Source organism: Azospirillum humicireducens (assembly GCF_001639105.2).
Classification (GTDB): Bacteria; Pseudomonadota; Alphaproteobacteria; order Azospirillales; family Azospirillaceae; genus Azospirillum; species Azospirillum humicireducens.
In genome coordinates this window covers 1,843,742-1,856,455 of the sequence record NZ_CP015285.1, presented here as the reverse complement: position 1 = coordinate 1,856,455, position 12,714 = coordinate 1,843,742, and the positions used below count along the sequence as shown (strand labels likewise).

Below are 12,714 nucleotides of genomic sequence, written 5' to 3'. Positions count from 1 at the left end.
CGGAGAGGGCGATGGACAACTGGGTGACTGCGGTCTTCGTCTACATCGTCGTGTGGTGGGTGGTGCTGTTCGCGGTGCTGCCCTGGGGAGTCAGGACACCGGACGAACCCGAACCCGGCATGGCCTCGTCCGCCCCCGTCGAGCCGCGCATTCTGCGCAAATTCATGATCACCTCTGTGGTTTCCCTGCTGGTGTGGCTGGTGATCTTCGGAATCGAACGGTCCGGGATGATCTCCTTCCGTGAGATGGCGCGCCATATGTATTGACCGACCGGACAGGAGAGGGCGGGTTGAGCCTGACCTATTGCGCGGCCGCATCCGGCCATCCCCACCACGGCCCCTACCATGACGGCGAGTATGGTTTCCCGAACAGCGACGACCGGGTCTTGTTCGAGCGGCTGGTGCTGGAGATCAACCAGGCCGGGCTGTCCTGGCTGACCATCCTGAAGAAGCGCACGGCGTTCCGCGCTGCCTTCGACGATTTCGACGTCGACCGGGTCGCCGCCTATGGCGAAGCGGAGCGCGCGCGGCTTCTGGCCGACGCCGGCATCGTCCGCAACCGGCTGAAGGTCGACGCGGTTATCGAGAATGCCCGTCGCATCGTTGCCCTGCGCGAGACCCATGGCTCGTTCGACGGCTGGCTGCGTGCTCACCATCCGCTGACCAAGGCGGAATGGGTGACGCTGTTCGGTCGGACCTTTCGTTTCACCGGCGGCGAAATCGTCGGGGAGTTCCTGATGAGCCTGGGTTATTTGCCGGGGGCTCATCAACCGGACTGCCCGGTCCACGTTGCGGTTCTGGCGCAGGCGCCGCCCTGGAAGTCCGCCATCGACAGAGGCTATGGCGGATATGAGCCCATGAAATAGGCAAGGGCGCGGTCAGAACAGAGGCAATCGCTGAATGGGTGGGCAAAAATGCAAAAACTTTGAGCATCATGGGGTTCTGCCAAAGTTTTAGGCTTGCCATGGGGGCGGTGCGGGTCCACACTTTTGCTGTGACGAGGGAGGTTCTTCCTCCCTTTCCGACGCCTGGTGGCGATTCCTCCCTAAACTCGACAGGCCGCGCCGCATCCGCCGCGCGGCCTTTCTTTATCCGCCACGCGGATCAATCGGCTGCGGACAGGATATTTCCGCCGCCGGTCCAGAAAACGTTAACGGTTTACTTGTTAGCGTTGCTCGGGCCAACATCGGTCCTGGGGTTTCCCCCAACCCGGCTGGAATGGCCGGAAAACCACCGCCGGGAGGCATAGCGCCACCCGGAGGGCTGTTCGCATTTGCCGGTCGGGGGCAGCCGATCATGTCCCCGCTCCGGCGGGAACCAGAGGAAGGACGACAGTCGAGGCGCCGATGGCCGCGAACGAAAACGAACGGTTCGATCAGTTCGCCGCGGTTCTGACGACCGAACTGTTGGAGCGGACCAGGAAAAACATGGAGTTGCTGGCGCCGGATCAGCAGCCCTGCTCCATGCTGCCCTTCATCCAGACGCCGTCCTTCGTCGAGTTCTATCAGGATCTGGTGCGTGTCGGCATTCTGCCGGTCGTGCTCAGCCGCCGGCCGGTGCGCACCATCGTCGGCGATGTCGATTGGGCAAGGGAGGGCCGTGAATATCTGCTGACCGTTCTCGACGACCGGTCGAACGCCGTCTTCACCGCTTGGGAATATGCCTGGGACTCGCTGTGGGACGAGCGCAAGGTCGGGCAGGACAGCGGCGGAGCGGGTGGCGGCACCAAGCAGAAAAAGGGTTTTTTCAGCGCCCTGTTCAGCCGCAAGCGCCCGGAAAAGGCAGACAGCGGACATGCTGGCGGCGCCGAGGGCGGCGTGATGGCCGGGTTGCACATCATGCTGACCGAACTTGCCGAAAAGCGCGGCTTCCTGCCGTTGTTCCACGAGGATGTCCGCATCCTGAAGGCGCTGCCGCGGCTGAAGCCCGGCCGGGTCGCCCAGGCGTGGAAGGAGATCGTGCAGTACCACCACCAGGAATTCTACCTGCCGGAACCGGAACAGGCGAAGCCCGGCGTGACCTCCGACTGCCTGCAGAAATGGCACTACAACCTGCCGGACAAGATCGGCGAATTCCTGGTGCTGAAAGCCGCAGTCGACCTGGAGCATGTGAACAAGCCCTTCATCGGCAAATACATCCGCCAGTCGGCGCGGACCCAGGAGGAGGCGGAGAAAGGGATGCCCTACCTGTCGCTCTATTGGAAAGCCATGCGCAACCCGGCCCCGGTGGCCGAGCGGCACACGCTGTGACGGCGCGGAGGTCCCTGGGCGCTGGCCTGGCCGTGTGTCTGCTGGTCCTGACGGGCGGTTCGGCTTTGGCGCAGTCGCAGCCGCAGTTGCCCGGACCGATCCCTCTGAACCCCGGTCCCGCCCGCGATCGGCCGGTGATCGATCTGTCTCTGTGCCAGCGGCTGACCCGCCATGTGCCGGCCGCCGACGTGGAACACCGTCCCGGCATCGATGTGAACGGCCGCCCGGTGGCGCCGGCAGACCTGCCGGGCACCGCGGGCGCGCAGCCGCCCATTCCCATCGACCTGCCGCTGTCGGTCGATCTTGCGCGGAGGATGGGCATCGCCCTCCCATCGGTGCCGGTCCTGCCCGACGACGTGACGGCGGTCTGGCTCAGCGTCGTCGGCGACCAGCTCTATCTCAACGGCCAGCCGATCGATCCGGGGGCGGAGGACCGCCTCTACGCCTATTGCCGAACCCGATAGTCGAGGGCAGGCCGGGGGCACCGGCCGGGGGGCTTACAGTGGACAAGTGCGGGCGACCTTCCTAAAGTCGCTCACCCGCCGCCCGAATCCGCCCTTTCCCTGCAAGGGGGGCATGTCCGCGCGGCCTTGTCGAACACCTCGCACACGAGAGCAGAGCCATGCGGCTGTCCAGCTTCTTCATGCCGACCCTCAAGGAGACCCCGACCGAGGCGCAGATCGTCTCGCACCGCCTGATGCTGCGGGCCGGGATGATCCGCCAGACCAGCGCCGGCATCTATGCCTGGCTGCCGCTGGGCTATCGGGTTCTGCGCAAGATCGAGCAGATCGTCCGCGAGGAGCAGGACGCTGCCGGCGCGCAGGAATTGCTGATGCCGACGATCCAGTCGGCCGAGCTGTGGCGCGAGAGCGGCCGCTACGACGATTACGGCAAGGAGATGCTGCGCATCACCGACCGCCACGACCGCGAGATGCTGTTCGGCCCGACGAACGAGGAGATGATCACCGACATCTTCCGCTCCTTCGTCAAGAGCTACCGCCAGCTGCCGCTGAACCTCTACCACATCCAGTGGAAGTTCCGTGACGAGATCCGCCCGCGCTTCGGCGTGATGCGCGGGCGCGAATTCCTGATGAAGGACGCCTATTCCTTCGACATCGACGCGGCCGGCGCCCGTCGCTCCTACCAGAAGATGTTCCTGGCCTATCTGCGCACCTTCGCCCGCATCGGGCTGAAGGCGATTCCGATGCGTGCCGACACCGGCCCCATCGGCGGCGACCTGAGCCACGAGTTCATCATCCTGGCCGAGACCGGCGAGAGCGGCGTCTTCTGCCACAAGGACTGGATGAACCTGGATGTGCTGAAGGACGCTCCCGGCATGGAGGACGACCTGCAGCCCTTCTTCGACCGCATCACCTCCATTTATGCGGCGACGGATGAGAAGCACGACCCGGCCAACAGCCCGGTGCCGGAGTCGGATCTGGTGTCGGCGCGCGGCATCGAGGTCGGGCACATCTTCAACTTCGGCACCAAATATTCCAAGCCGATGAATGCGGTTGTCGCCGGCCCGAACGGCGAGTCGGTCCCGGTGGAGATGGGCAGCTACGGCATCGGCGTATCGCGTCTGATGGGCGCCATCATCGAGGCCAGCCACGACGACAATGGCATCATCTGGCCGGACGCCGTTGCGCCCTTCAACGTCGGCCTGATCAACCTGAAGTCCGGCGACGCCGAGACCGACCGCGTTTGCGCCGAGCTGTATGCGAAGCTGGAGGCTGCCGGCCTGGAGGTCGCCTATGACGACCGCGACGAGCGTCCTGGCGCCAAGTTCGCCGACATGGACCTGATCGGCGTTCCCTGGCAGCTGGTCGTCGGCCCGCGCGGCCTGAAGAACGGCGTGGTCGAGCTGAAGCGCCGTGCCACCGGCGAAAAAGAGGAGCTGCCGGTAGAGGCGGCGCTGGCGAAGCTGCTGGGCTGATCGGGTTACCCCGTGAGGAGGCCCGGATCGCCGTGTAGCCGGCGATCCGGGCTTTGCCCTTTTTCCGCCACGCTCACGTTCCCATGTAGGGCATCGTTTCCGCCCACCCACAGGACCCCAGCCGCATGATCTTCACCGCCTTCGAACGCATGGTCGCGATGCGTTACCTCCGGGCGCGCCGCCAGGAAGGGTTCATCTCGGTCATCGCGGGGTTCTCGCTGCTGGGCATTGCGCTCGGCGTGGCGACGCTCATCATCGTGATGGCGGTGATGAACGGCTTCCGGGCGGAGCTGCTGGGCCGCGTGCTCGGCCTCAACGGGCACCTCAACGTCTACAACATGCGCGGCGGGCCGCTGCCGGACTTCGATATCCTGGCCGGCAAGCTGCGCAACACGCCCGGCGTCAGCAACGTCACCCCGACGGTGGAGGGGCAGGCGCTGGTGTCGGTGCGCGGCGTCGCCTCGGGCGCCGTCATCCGCGGTGTGCGGGCAGAGGATTTCCGGGCGCGGCCGACGCTGGCCAACAACGTCATCCGCGGTTCGGCCGAGGAGTTCGGGGAGGACCGCATCGCCATCGGCTCGCGCATGGCGCAGCGGCTTGGCCTCAGCGTCGGCGACCAGATCACGCTGATCGCGCCGCAGGGCAACGTCACCGCCTTCGGCACCGTGCCGCGGATGCGCAGCTATCCCATCGGTGCGATCTTCGATGTCGGCATGTTCGAGTACGACAACAGCTTCATCTTCCTGCCGCTGGCGGAGGCGCAGGCCTTCTTCCGCACCGGTGACGCCGTGACCTCGCTGGAGGTCTTCGTGAACGACCCGATGCAGATCGTTGCCGCGCGTGCCGCCGTACAGTCGGCAGTGGCCGGGGATGGGCGGGTGGTCGACTGGCAGCAGTCGAACGCCAGCTTCTTCACCGCCCTTCAGGTCGAACGCAACGTGATGTTCCTGATCCTGTCGCTGATCATCATGGTCGCGGCCTTCAACATCATCTCCAGCCTGATCATGCTGGTGAAGGACAAGGGGCGCGACATCGCCATCCTGCGCACCATGGGGGCGACGCGCGGCATGGTCATGCGCATCTTCTTCCTGTCCGGCGCCAGCGTCGGCGTGACGGGGACCCTGCTGGGCCTGGCGCTGGGCGTGTCCTTCGCGCTGAACATCGAGAGCATCCGGCAGGTGATCCAGGGCTTGACCGGCACCAACCTGTTCAACGCCGAAATTTATTTCCTCTCCCACCTGCCGGCCAAGATCGACTGGAGCGAGGTGGTGCAGGTGACGCTGATGGCGCTCGGCCTGTCCTTCGCCGCCACCATCTACCCGTCCTGGCGCGCGGCCCGGCTCGATCCGGTGGAGGCACTGCGCTATGAGTGACGCGCCCATGAAGCCGATGCTGGAACTGAAGGGCATCGTCCGCCGCTTCGAACAGGGGGGCGAGACGCTGGAGGTGCTGCGCGGGGTCGATCTGACCGTCGGCGCCGGGGAACTGGTGGCGCTGGTCGGCCCGTCGGGTGCCGGCAAATCGACGCTGCTGCACATCGCCGGCCTGCTGGAACGGCCCACCGGCGGCACGGTTCGCATCGCCGGCACCGACGTGTCTAATCTCGACGACGGCAAGCGGACCGAGGTGCGGCGTCGCTCCATCGGATTCGTCTACCAGTTCCACCATCTGCTGCCGGAATTCTCGGCGCGGGAGAACATCGTCCTGCCGCAGATGATCGCCGCCGTGCCGAAGTCCGTCGCCCGCCAGCGCGCGGACGAGCTTCTGCGCATGGTCGGGCTGGAGCAGCGGGGCACCCACCGTCCGGCCCGCCTGTCCGGTGGCGAGCAGCAGCGGGTCGCCATCGCCCGCGCGTTGGCCAACGCGCCGTCGCTGCTGATCGCCGACGAGCCGACCGGCAACCTGGATCCGCACACGGCGGAGCATGTCTTCGCCATGCTGTCGGCCATCGTCCGGCAGGCCAAGGTCGGCGCCCTGGTGGCCACCCACAATCTGGATCTCGCCCGCCGCATGGACCGGGTTCTGGAGATGCGGGACGGGCGGCTGGTCGAATACCAGCCGTCGGACCTGGTCCCACTGGCCGAAGCGGTGCCGGACGCGTCATAGGCCGAAAGCGCGTCATCCCCCCGGTTGCCAAGCCGGCGCCGCGCACCCACTCTCAAGCGCGACCGCACCGGCTGAGTTGCGGCATAGGCAAGACAGGGGGCATCGGGGATGGACCAGCGTATCATCGACCTTTATGACGAATATACCCATGCGCCGCTGCCGCGCCGCGTCTTTCTGGAACGCTTGGCGGCACTGGCCGGCAGTGCGGCGGCGATTCCGGCCATCCTGTCGGCGATCGAGCCGAACTACGCCCGCGCGGCCATCGTCGGCGAGGACGACACCCGTCTCGCCGCGGAAAAGGTGAGCTTCCAGGGGGCGACCGGTGACGTGGCCGGTTATCTCGCCCGGCCGAAGCTGGCGGACAAGGCCCCGGCGGTGATCGTCATCCACGAGAATCGCGGCCTGAACGCCTATGTCGAGGACGTCACCCGCCGGCTCGCGACCGAAGGCTTCGTGGCGCTGGCGCCGGACCTGCTGTCGCCGCTGGGCGGCACGCCGCAGGACCCCGACAAGGCCCGCGAATTGATCGGCCAGCTCGACGGCGACAAGACGGTGAACAACCTGATCGCGGCCATGAGCTACCTGATGGCCTACCGCTACTCCTCGGCCAAGGTCGGCGCCGTCGGCTTCTGCTGGGGCGGCGGCATGGTCAACCGGCTGGCGCTGAAGGCTCCCGATCTGAAGGCCGGCGTCGCCTTCTACGGCCCGACGCCGGACCCGGCGCTGGTCACCACCGTCAAGGCGCCGCTGATGCTGCATTATGCCGGGCTCGACCAGCGCATCAACGCAGGGATTCCCGCCTATGACGAGGCGCTGAAGAAGGCCGGTGTCGAACACCAGATCCACATGTACGAGGGCGTCAACCATGCCTTCCACAACGACACCTCGGCCGAGCGCTACAACAAGGAGGCCGCCGATCTGGCCTGGAAGCGCACGGTGGAGTTCCTGAAGACGAAACTGGCGTAGTCGCGGCGTTAGACTTCCACCCCCCCTTTCCGGCTGATGCGGGGAAGGGGGGTGAGGGCATCACCGCAACACTTCTCCCAAAACCTCCGCCGTCTCCACCACCGTGGCATATTCGCCGTCCATGTTGGCGAGCGACAGGTCGTGAACCTCATCCGCGGTGCGCAATCGCCCTGACCGGTCCAGACGGGCGAAGGTGAAGCAGGCGTCCGCCACCAGGCGCACGTCGTAGCCAAGGTTGCCAGCCGTCCGCACCGTCGCTTCGACGCTGTTGTTGGTGATGACACCGGCCACCACCAGCGCACCAATGCCACGGTTGTGCAGCCACTCGTCCAGGTCGGTGCCGATGAAGGCGCTGTTCACCCGCTTGCCGATCACCATCTCGCCCGGAAGCGGCACGGCCTCCGCCTTGAAGGCATGGCCAGGGCCGCCGGGGCGGTAGGTGGAGTCGGGTTCCACCGAATCATGGCGGATATGGACGATGGGCCGTCCGTCCCGCCGCCACACGGCCAGCAAGGTGGCGACGTTGGCCTCCGCCTGCGGGTTGTTGCGCGGGCCGATGCGGCTCCAGCGCGGGTCGTCGATGGCCTTCTGCAGGTCGACGATCAGCAGGGCGGCGTTGTGGGGGAGCGTTTCCATGCAGACGATCCTGCCGCGATTGTCCATCGCGTGACAAGTGGCGCGGTTTCTGGCTCTAATCCGGCGCTCGTCCCCCATTTCCCACTTTCCGCGCTGAACCGGAGGCGCCGTGCTCGCATCCCCGCTTTCCTTGCTTGCCGTCGCCGTCGGTGGTGCCGCCGGATCGGTGGCGCGCTACCTGATGCTGACGATGGTCATGCAATGGGCCGGCACCCGCTTTCCGGTGGGGACGATCATCGTCAACGTGATCGGCTGCACGGTGATGGGGGTATTGTCCGAGTTGGCGGCGCTGGCGTGGTCTCCGTCGCCGGAACTGCGCGCCTTCCTGCTGGTCGGGGTTCTGGGCGGCTTCACCACCTTCTCCTCCTTCACGCTGGACATCGGCCTCCTCGTCGCCCGCGACGAGTTCATGGCGGCTGCAGGTTACTTCCTCGCCTCGACGCTGCTCAGCGTGGTGGGCTTCTTTGCCGGCCTGTGGGCCGTGCGTTCTCTTGTTTCGGTGTCCCTCTGATGACTGACTCTCCCAAGCCCGCTGCCGATCGCGCCGATACCGCGTCGACCGAAGCCAAAAGCGACAGCAAGGTCGAAACCCGCATCGTCACCGCCGACGAGGCCGACATGCGGCTCGACCGCTGGTTCAAGCGTCATTTCCCCGACGTGAACCACAGCTACCTGCAGAAGCTGCTGCGCACCGGCCAGGTCCGCATCGACGGCAAGCGGGCGGAGACGTCGTCGCGGCTGGCGGCCGGGCAGGGCGTGCGCATCCCGCCGCTGGCCGCCTGGGCCGCTCCGGTCAAGGGGCCGAACCAGGCGCCGGGCAAGCCCAAGGGCATGTCCGACAAGCAGATCGCCGAGTTGCAGGCGCTGGTTCTCTACCGCGACGCCGACGTGATCGCCATCAACAAGCCGGCCGGTCTGGCGGTGCAGGGCGGCACCGGCACCTCCAAGCATCTCGACGCCATGCTCGACGCCTTGCGCTTCGACGGCAAGGAGCGGCCGAAGCTGGTCCACCGGCTGGACAAGGATACCTCCGGTGTCCTGCTGCTCGCCCGCACCACCTTCGCCGCCAGCAAGCTGACGGAGCTGTTCCGCGGCAGCGCGGTGCGCAAGATCTACTGGGCCGTCACCGTCGGCGTCCCGACGCCCTATCAGGGCAAGATCGACCTCGCGCTGGCCAAGGAAGGCGGTCCGCATGGCGAGCGGGTGGCGGAGAACAAGGAAGAGGGCAAGCGCGCCGTCACCGTCTATTCGGTGCAGGAGAATGTCGGCAAGCAGGCGGCCTTCGTCGCCATGTGGCCGCTGACCGGCCGCACCCACCAGCTGCGCGTCCATATGGCCGCCGTCGGCACGCCGATCCTCGGCGACGGCAAATATGCCGGGCAGGGTGCCTTCCTGGCCGGGGCGGAGGTGGCGAAGAAGCTGCACCTGCATGCCCGCCGGCTGATCCTGCCTCACCCGCGCGGCGGCAAGACCATTGACGTCACCGCCCCGCTGCCCGATCACATGCAGGCGACCTGGAAGTATTTCGGCTTCAGCCCGAACCTGCGCGACGACCCGTTCGAGGATTTCGAGTGATGACGGTTCCAGGAAGACCGCCGCTGCGTTTGGCCCTGTTCGATTGCGACGGCACGCTGGTCGACAGCCAGTTCGCGATCATCGACGCCATGACCCAAGCCTGGGCCGAGCATGGGCTTGGCGAGCCCGATCCGATGGAGGTCCGCCGCATGGTCGGGCTGTCGCTGGTGGAGGCGGTCTCCCTGCTGCTGCCGGCGCATGACGCCGAGGTCCATGTCGCCGTTGCTGAAAGCTACAAGCGCGCCTTCTCAAGCGCCCGCAGCCGCGGCGAGGTGGACGAGCCGCTTTTCCCCGGCATCGTCGATACGCTGGCTGCGCTGGAGAAGGCGGGCGTCCTGCTGGGCGTCGCGACCGGGAAATCACGCCGCGGGCTGGATGCTGTGCTGAAGGGCCATGGACTGACCGGCCGCTTCGTCACGCTGCAGACCGCCGACGTCGGTCCCGGCAAGCCGAACCCGCATATGGTCCAGCGCGCGCTGGCGGAAACCGGCGTGGAAGAGGCAGGAACGGTTGTGATCGGCGATACCACCTACGACATTCAAATGGCCCGAAACGCGCGGGTGCGGTCGGTCGGCGTCTCCTGGGGCTATCATGCGGTGCCGGAGCTGGAGAGGGCCGGGGCGGACCGCATCGTCCACCGCGGACGCGACGTCGCCACCGCGGTGCTGGAGCTTTTGGAAGGGTAAGCGATGAAGCGTTTCTACAAGGCGGCCGGGGTCGGCGAGACCGAGGGCGGCTTCCGGGTCGAGCTGGACGGCCGCCCGGTGCGAAGCCCGGCCAAGGCGCCGCTGGTTTTCCCCAGCCGGCCGTTGGCGCAGGGCGTGGCAGAGGAATGGGACGCGCAGGGCGACCAGATCGATGCCCACTCCATGCCCTTGATGCAGCTGTCCAGCACCGCTGTCGACCTGATCCCGGCCAAGCGGCCGGACATCGTCCATGCAATCAGCGCCTATGCCGGCACCGATCTGCTTTGCTACCGCGCAGAGCATCCCCAGCCGCTGGTGGACCGTCAGGCGCAGCTGTGGCAGCCGCTGTTGGACTGGGCGGCGCTGACCTACGACGCACCGCTGCATGTCTGTGCCGGACTGATGCCCAAGCCGCAGCCGGAGGAGGCGCTTGCCGCCCTGCGCAGGGTGGTGGAGAGGACGGACGACTGGTATCTGTCGGCGTTGCAGACATCGACCGGCGTCTGCGGCTCGATCGTCGTGGCGCTCGCCCTGCTGGAGGGCCGGCTCAGCGCGGAGGAAGCCTTCGAGGTCTCGCAATTGGACGAGACCTACCAGATCGAACAATGGGGCGAAGACGCCGAGGCCACCAAGCGCCGCACCAACGTGCGTGCGGAGATCGTGGCCTGTCGGCGCTTCGTGGATCTGCTGCGGGGGTGAGGTGCTGGGATAGATGCCCCCTCCCACCCACGGCTCCGCCGCGGGTCCCTCCCTCCCCCGCCTACGGCAGGAGAGGGGGGATTTCCGATTGCGGCGGCAGTCCCCTCTCCCTCGAAGCTCTCGCACAAAGCTAGCTTTGTGCTGATGCGACAGGCGGACCGTAGGTCCGCTGAGAGTGGGCGAGGGTTAGGGAGGGGGCGAAGTCGGCGTTACTGCGCCGTGCTGCCGCCGGTGGTGCCGGTCCCGGTCGTCCCGGTGGTGCCCATCGAGCCGCCCGTCGGAGCGGCGCCCGGCGCCGTCGTTCCGGTTTCGGCCGGCTTCCGGTTCTTGTTCAGCGACGTCATGGTGTCGTCGTACTTGAACTCCGGCATCGCCTTCACGTCGTCCCGGCTCATGCCGGCGAGGTTCAGGCGGTTGTTCTGCGAATCCCAGTTGGCGGCGGTGTAATCGACCGCGACCTGCTTCTCGCCGATGCCGAGGAAGCCGCCGGAGCTGACCACCAGCTGCCTGGCCTGGCCATTGGCGTCGAGGATGACGTCGTCGACCTCACCGATCTTCTCGTTGTCGCGGCCGTAGACAGTCTTGCCGATCAGTTCGTCGGCGCTGGCCAACTGGCCGCCGGTGGCAGCGGCCGTGTTTCCGGTGGTGGCGCTGTCCGGCGACGCGCTGTTCGACATGCTGGAGGTCGACGAGGACGGGTTGCCCACGGTCGGCGAGATGGTCTGCGCGACGGCGGCACCGGAGAGCAAAGCCAGCGTGGCTGCGGTGGCGATCAGGGTGCGACGCATGGGGTGGCTCCTTTGTCGTTGTGTCGAAAGACACCGGTACAACAGGCCCAAGCCCCGTTTGATCTCGCCTTCCGTGAACTCTTTCGGTGTGGGGCTAGCCCTTCGTGGTAAGGTCCCACGCCGGCTCCGAGGGCGTCAGCGTTGCCGGACCGGCCTGGAAGGAAAGCCCGTTCTCGGCGGCGCGTCGCACCTCCTCCAGCCGCAGCAGGGCGAGTGCCGAACTGCCGCGCACGCTGCGGATTTCCCCGGCGTCCTTGCCGTCCAGCGTCACCGGGGTGCCGGGCTCCGGCGCCGGACCGTCGATGGCGGCGGGAAACAGCTTTTTCTTGATCAGGGCGCGGTATTTGGTGCGGGCGGTCAGCTCCTGCCCCATGTAGCAGCCCTTGTCCCAGGAAATGGCGTTCAGCGCATCCATGCGATTCTCCAGGGGAATCGACTTCTCCGGAATCAGCTCGCCGGTGCCGTCGGGTACGCCGAGCGACAGGCGGAGGCTGTCGTATTGCGCGGCATCCTGTCGCGCCAGCCCGGCCGCCTCCAGCGCCGCGATGCCCTCCGCCGGGAGGAACAGGCGGGCGCCCAGAGCCGGCAGGCGGGGGTCGGTGAAGGCGATCCCGCCGCCGAAGGGCCGTGCCGCCCCCGGCTCGGCCGGCAGTCCAAGCGCCGCCAGCGCGTCGTCTCCGAAGGCCACAACGACGCGCAACGCCTCGGCACGGTCCTCCAACGCGATCTTCGAGCGCAGCTTGTACATCTTCAGCCGGCGCAGCAGGTCGGCGCGGCGGTCCGTCTCCGGATCGAGCAGAAGTGCCGCGGCGGCATCCGCACCCGACTCGACCACACTGAAATCATGCAGGAACTTGCCCTGCGGGGTCAGGAACAGGGCATAGGCGGCATGATCGGGGCTGACGCGCAGCATGTCGTTGGACACCAGCCCCTGCAGGAAGGCCTTGCGGTCCTCCCCCGTCACCGCCACCACGCTCCGCCGGTCCAGCACCGCGTAACCCGCCGACATCCTTGCCTCCACCCTATCCGATCGGCCGAACTGCCGACTGTCCGGAGTGTTGGTCCGAACGGGCG

15 protein-coding genes are annotated in these 12,714 nt (G+C 67.0%); 12 read left to right on the top strand and 3 right to left on the bottom strand.

The window, feature by feature from the left end; genetic code table 11:
* Nucleotides 1-11: 11 nt before the first annotated feature.
* From A6A40_RS08550 to A6A40_RS08515, 8 genes are all read left to right on the top strand, one after another.
* Complete coding sequence (locus A6A40_RS08550; RefSeq protein WP_063635028.1) at nucleotides 12-266, top strand: DUF1467 family protein; 255 nt, start codon at nucleotides 12-14, stop codon at nucleotides 264-266.
* A gap of 23 nt (nucleotides 267-289) precedes the next feature.
* Complete coding sequence (locus A6A40_RS08545; protein WP_063635027.1) at nucleotides 290-865, top strand: DNA-3-methyladenine glycosylase I; 576 nt, start codon at nucleotides 290-292, stop codon at nucleotides 863-865.
* Nucleotides 866-1,345: 480 nt separating this feature from the next.
* Entirely contained in the window at nucleotides 1,346-2,248 is a 903-nt protein-coding gene (locus tag A6A40_RS08540; protein ID WP_063635026.1) for a hypothetical protein, read from the top strand.
* Between the two features lie 32 nt (nucleotides 2,249-2,280).
* Nucleotides 2,281-2,712, top strand: a complete 432-nt coding sequence (locus tag A6A40_RS08535; RefSeq protein ID WP_236783613.1) for a hypothetical protein — start codon at nucleotides 2,281-2,283, stop codon at nucleotides 2,710-2,712.
* 158 nt (nucleotides 2,713-2,870) lie between these two features.
* Nucleotides 2,871-4,184, top strand: a complete 1,314-nt coding sequence (proS, locus tag A6A40_RS08530) for a proline--tRNA ligase (protein ID WP_063635024.1) — start codon at nucleotides 2,871-2,873, stop codon at nucleotides 4,182-4,184.
* Between the two features lie 125 nt (nucleotides 4,185-4,309).
* Nucleotides 4,310-5,557 (top strand): lipoprotein-releasing ABC transporter permease subunit, encoded by a 1,248-nt coding sequence (locus A6A40_RS08525; protein ID WP_063635023.1) that lies wholly within the window; start codon nucleotides 4,310-4,312, stop codon nucleotides 5,555-5,557.
* The gene (locus A6A40_RS08520) at nucleotides 5,550-6,290 is read left to right on the top strand and encodes an ABC transporter ATP-binding protein (protein WP_063635022.1); all 741 of its coding nucleotides are present in this window, start codon (nucleotides 5,550-5,552) and stop codon (nucleotides 6,288-6,290) included. Before A6A40_RS08525 ends, A6A40_RS08520 begins: the two co-directional genes overlap by 8 nt.
* Nucleotides 6,291-6,398: 108 nt before the next feature.
* Nucleotides 6,399-7,256, top strand: a complete 858-nt coding sequence (locus tag A6A40_RS08515; RefSeq protein ID WP_063635021.1) for a dienelactone hydrolase family protein — start codon at nucleotides 6,399-6,401, stop codon at nucleotides 7,254-7,256.
* Between the two features lie 60 nt (nucleotides 7,257-7,316).
* On the opposite strand, the gene A6A40_RS08510 is transcribed toward A6A40_RS08515, so the two are convergent.
* Nucleotides 7,317-7,892, bottom strand: a complete 576-nt coding sequence (locus A6A40_RS08510) for a cysteine hydrolase family protein (RefSeq protein ID WP_063636181.1) — start codon at nucleotides 7,890-7,892, stop codon at nucleotides 7,317-7,319.
* A gap of 109 nt (nucleotides 7,893-8,001) precedes the next feature.
* Here A6A40_RS08510 and crcB point away from each other — a divergent pair, with 109 nt between their 5' ends.
* Genes crcB through A6A40_RS08490 form a run of 4 tightly spaced genes read left to right on the top strand, consistent with a single transcriptional unit; the run spans nucleotide 8,002 to nucleotide 10,852 of the window.
* Complete coding sequence (gene crcB, locus A6A40_RS08505; protein ID WP_063635020.1) at nucleotides 8,002-8,403, top strand: fluoride efflux transporter CrcB; 402 nt, start codon at nucleotides 8,002-8,004, stop codon at nucleotides 8,401-8,403.
* On the top strand, nucleotides 8,403-9,467 hold the full coding sequence (locus A6A40_RS08500; protein ID WP_063635019.1) for an RluA family pseudouridine synthase: 1,065 nt from the start codon (nucleotides 8,403-8,405) through the stop codon (nucleotides 9,465-9,467). Before crcB ends, A6A40_RS08500 begins: the two co-directional genes overlap by 1 nt.
* Nucleotides 9,467-10,153 carry an HAD-IA family hydrolase gene (locus A6A40_RS08495; RefSeq protein WP_063635018.1) on the top strand — a complete coding sequence of 229 codons (687 nt, stop codon included), beginning with the start codon at nucleotides 9,467-9,469 and terminating at the stop codon, nucleotides 10,151-10,153. Before A6A40_RS08500 ends, A6A40_RS08495 begins: the two co-directional genes overlap by 1 nt.
* Nucleotides 10,154-10,156: 3 nt before the next feature.
* Complete coding sequence (locus A6A40_RS08490; protein WP_063635017.1) at nucleotides 10,157-10,852, top strand: ATP12 family chaperone protein; 696 nt, start codon at nucleotides 10,157-10,159, stop codon at nucleotides 10,850-10,852.
* A 209-nt stretch (nucleotides 10,853-11,061) separates the two neighbouring features.
* Here A6A40_RS08490 and A6A40_RS08485 read toward each other — a convergent pair whose 3' ends face one another.
* Nucleotides 11,062-11,640: a PRC-barrel domain-containing protein gene (locus A6A40_RS08485; protein ID WP_063635016.1), complete on the bottom strand. Its 579-nt coding sequence runs from the start codon at nucleotides 11,638-11,640 to the stop codon at nucleotides 11,062-11,064.
* 94 nt (nucleotides 11,641-11,734) lie between these two features.
* Nucleotides 11,735-12,649 carry a CAF17-like 4Fe-4S cluster assembly/insertion protein YgfZ gene (gene ygfZ, locus A6A40_RS08480; RefSeq protein ID WP_063635015.1) on the bottom strand — a complete coding sequence of 305 codons (915 nt, stop codon included), beginning with the start codon at nucleotides 12,647-12,649 and terminating at the stop codon, nucleotides 11,735-11,737.
* Nucleotides 12,650-12,714: the final 65 nt, after the last annotated feature.

Coding starts and splice junctions, on each gene's coding strand:
- A6A40_RS08550 (WP_063635028.1), top strand. CDS start 12: ATGGACAACTGGGTGACTGCGGTCTTCGTCTACATCGTCGTGTGGTGG.
- A6A40_RS08540 (WP_063635026.1), top strand. CDS start 1,346: ATGGCCGCGAACGAAAACGAACGGTTCGATCAGTTCGCCGCGGTTCTG.
- proS (WP_063635024.1), top strand. CDS start 2,871: ATGCGGCTGTCCAGCTTCTTCATGCCGACCCTCAAGGAGACCCCGACC.
- A6A40_RS08525 (WP_063635023.1), top strand. CDS start 4,310: ATGATCTTCACCGCCTTCGAACGCATGGTCGCGATGCGTTACCTCCGG.
- A6A40_RS08520 (WP_063635022.1), top strand. CDS start 5,550: ATGAGTGACGCGCCCATGAAGCCGATGCTGGAACTGAAGGGCATCGTC.
- A6A40_RS08515 (WP_063635021.1), top strand. CDS start 6,399: ATGGACCAGCGTATCATCGACCTTTATGACGAATATACCCATGCGCCG.
- A6A40_RS08510 (WP_063636181.1), bottom strand. CDS start 7,892: ATGGAAACGCTCCCCCACAACGCCGCCCTGCTGATCGTCGACCTGCAG.
- A6A40_RS08500 (WP_063635019.1), top strand. CDS start 8,403: ATGACTGACTCTCCCAAGCCCGCTGCCGATCGCGCCGATACCGCGTCG.
- A6A40_RS08495 (WP_063635018.1), top strand. CDS start 9,467: ATGACGGTTCCAGGAAGACCGCCGCTGCGTTTGGCCCTGTTCGATTGC.
- A6A40_RS08490 (WP_063635017.1), top strand. CDS start 10,157: ATGAAGCGTTTCTACAAGGCGGCCGGGGTCGGCGAGACCGAGGGCGGC.
- A6A40_RS08485 (WP_063635016.1), bottom strand. CDS start 11,640: ATGCGTCGCACCCTGATCGCCACCGCAGCCACGCTGGCTTTGCTCTCC.
- ygfZ (WP_063635015.1), bottom strand. CDS start 12,649: ATGTCGGCGGGTTACGCGGTGCTGGACCGGCGGAGCGTGGTGGCGGTG.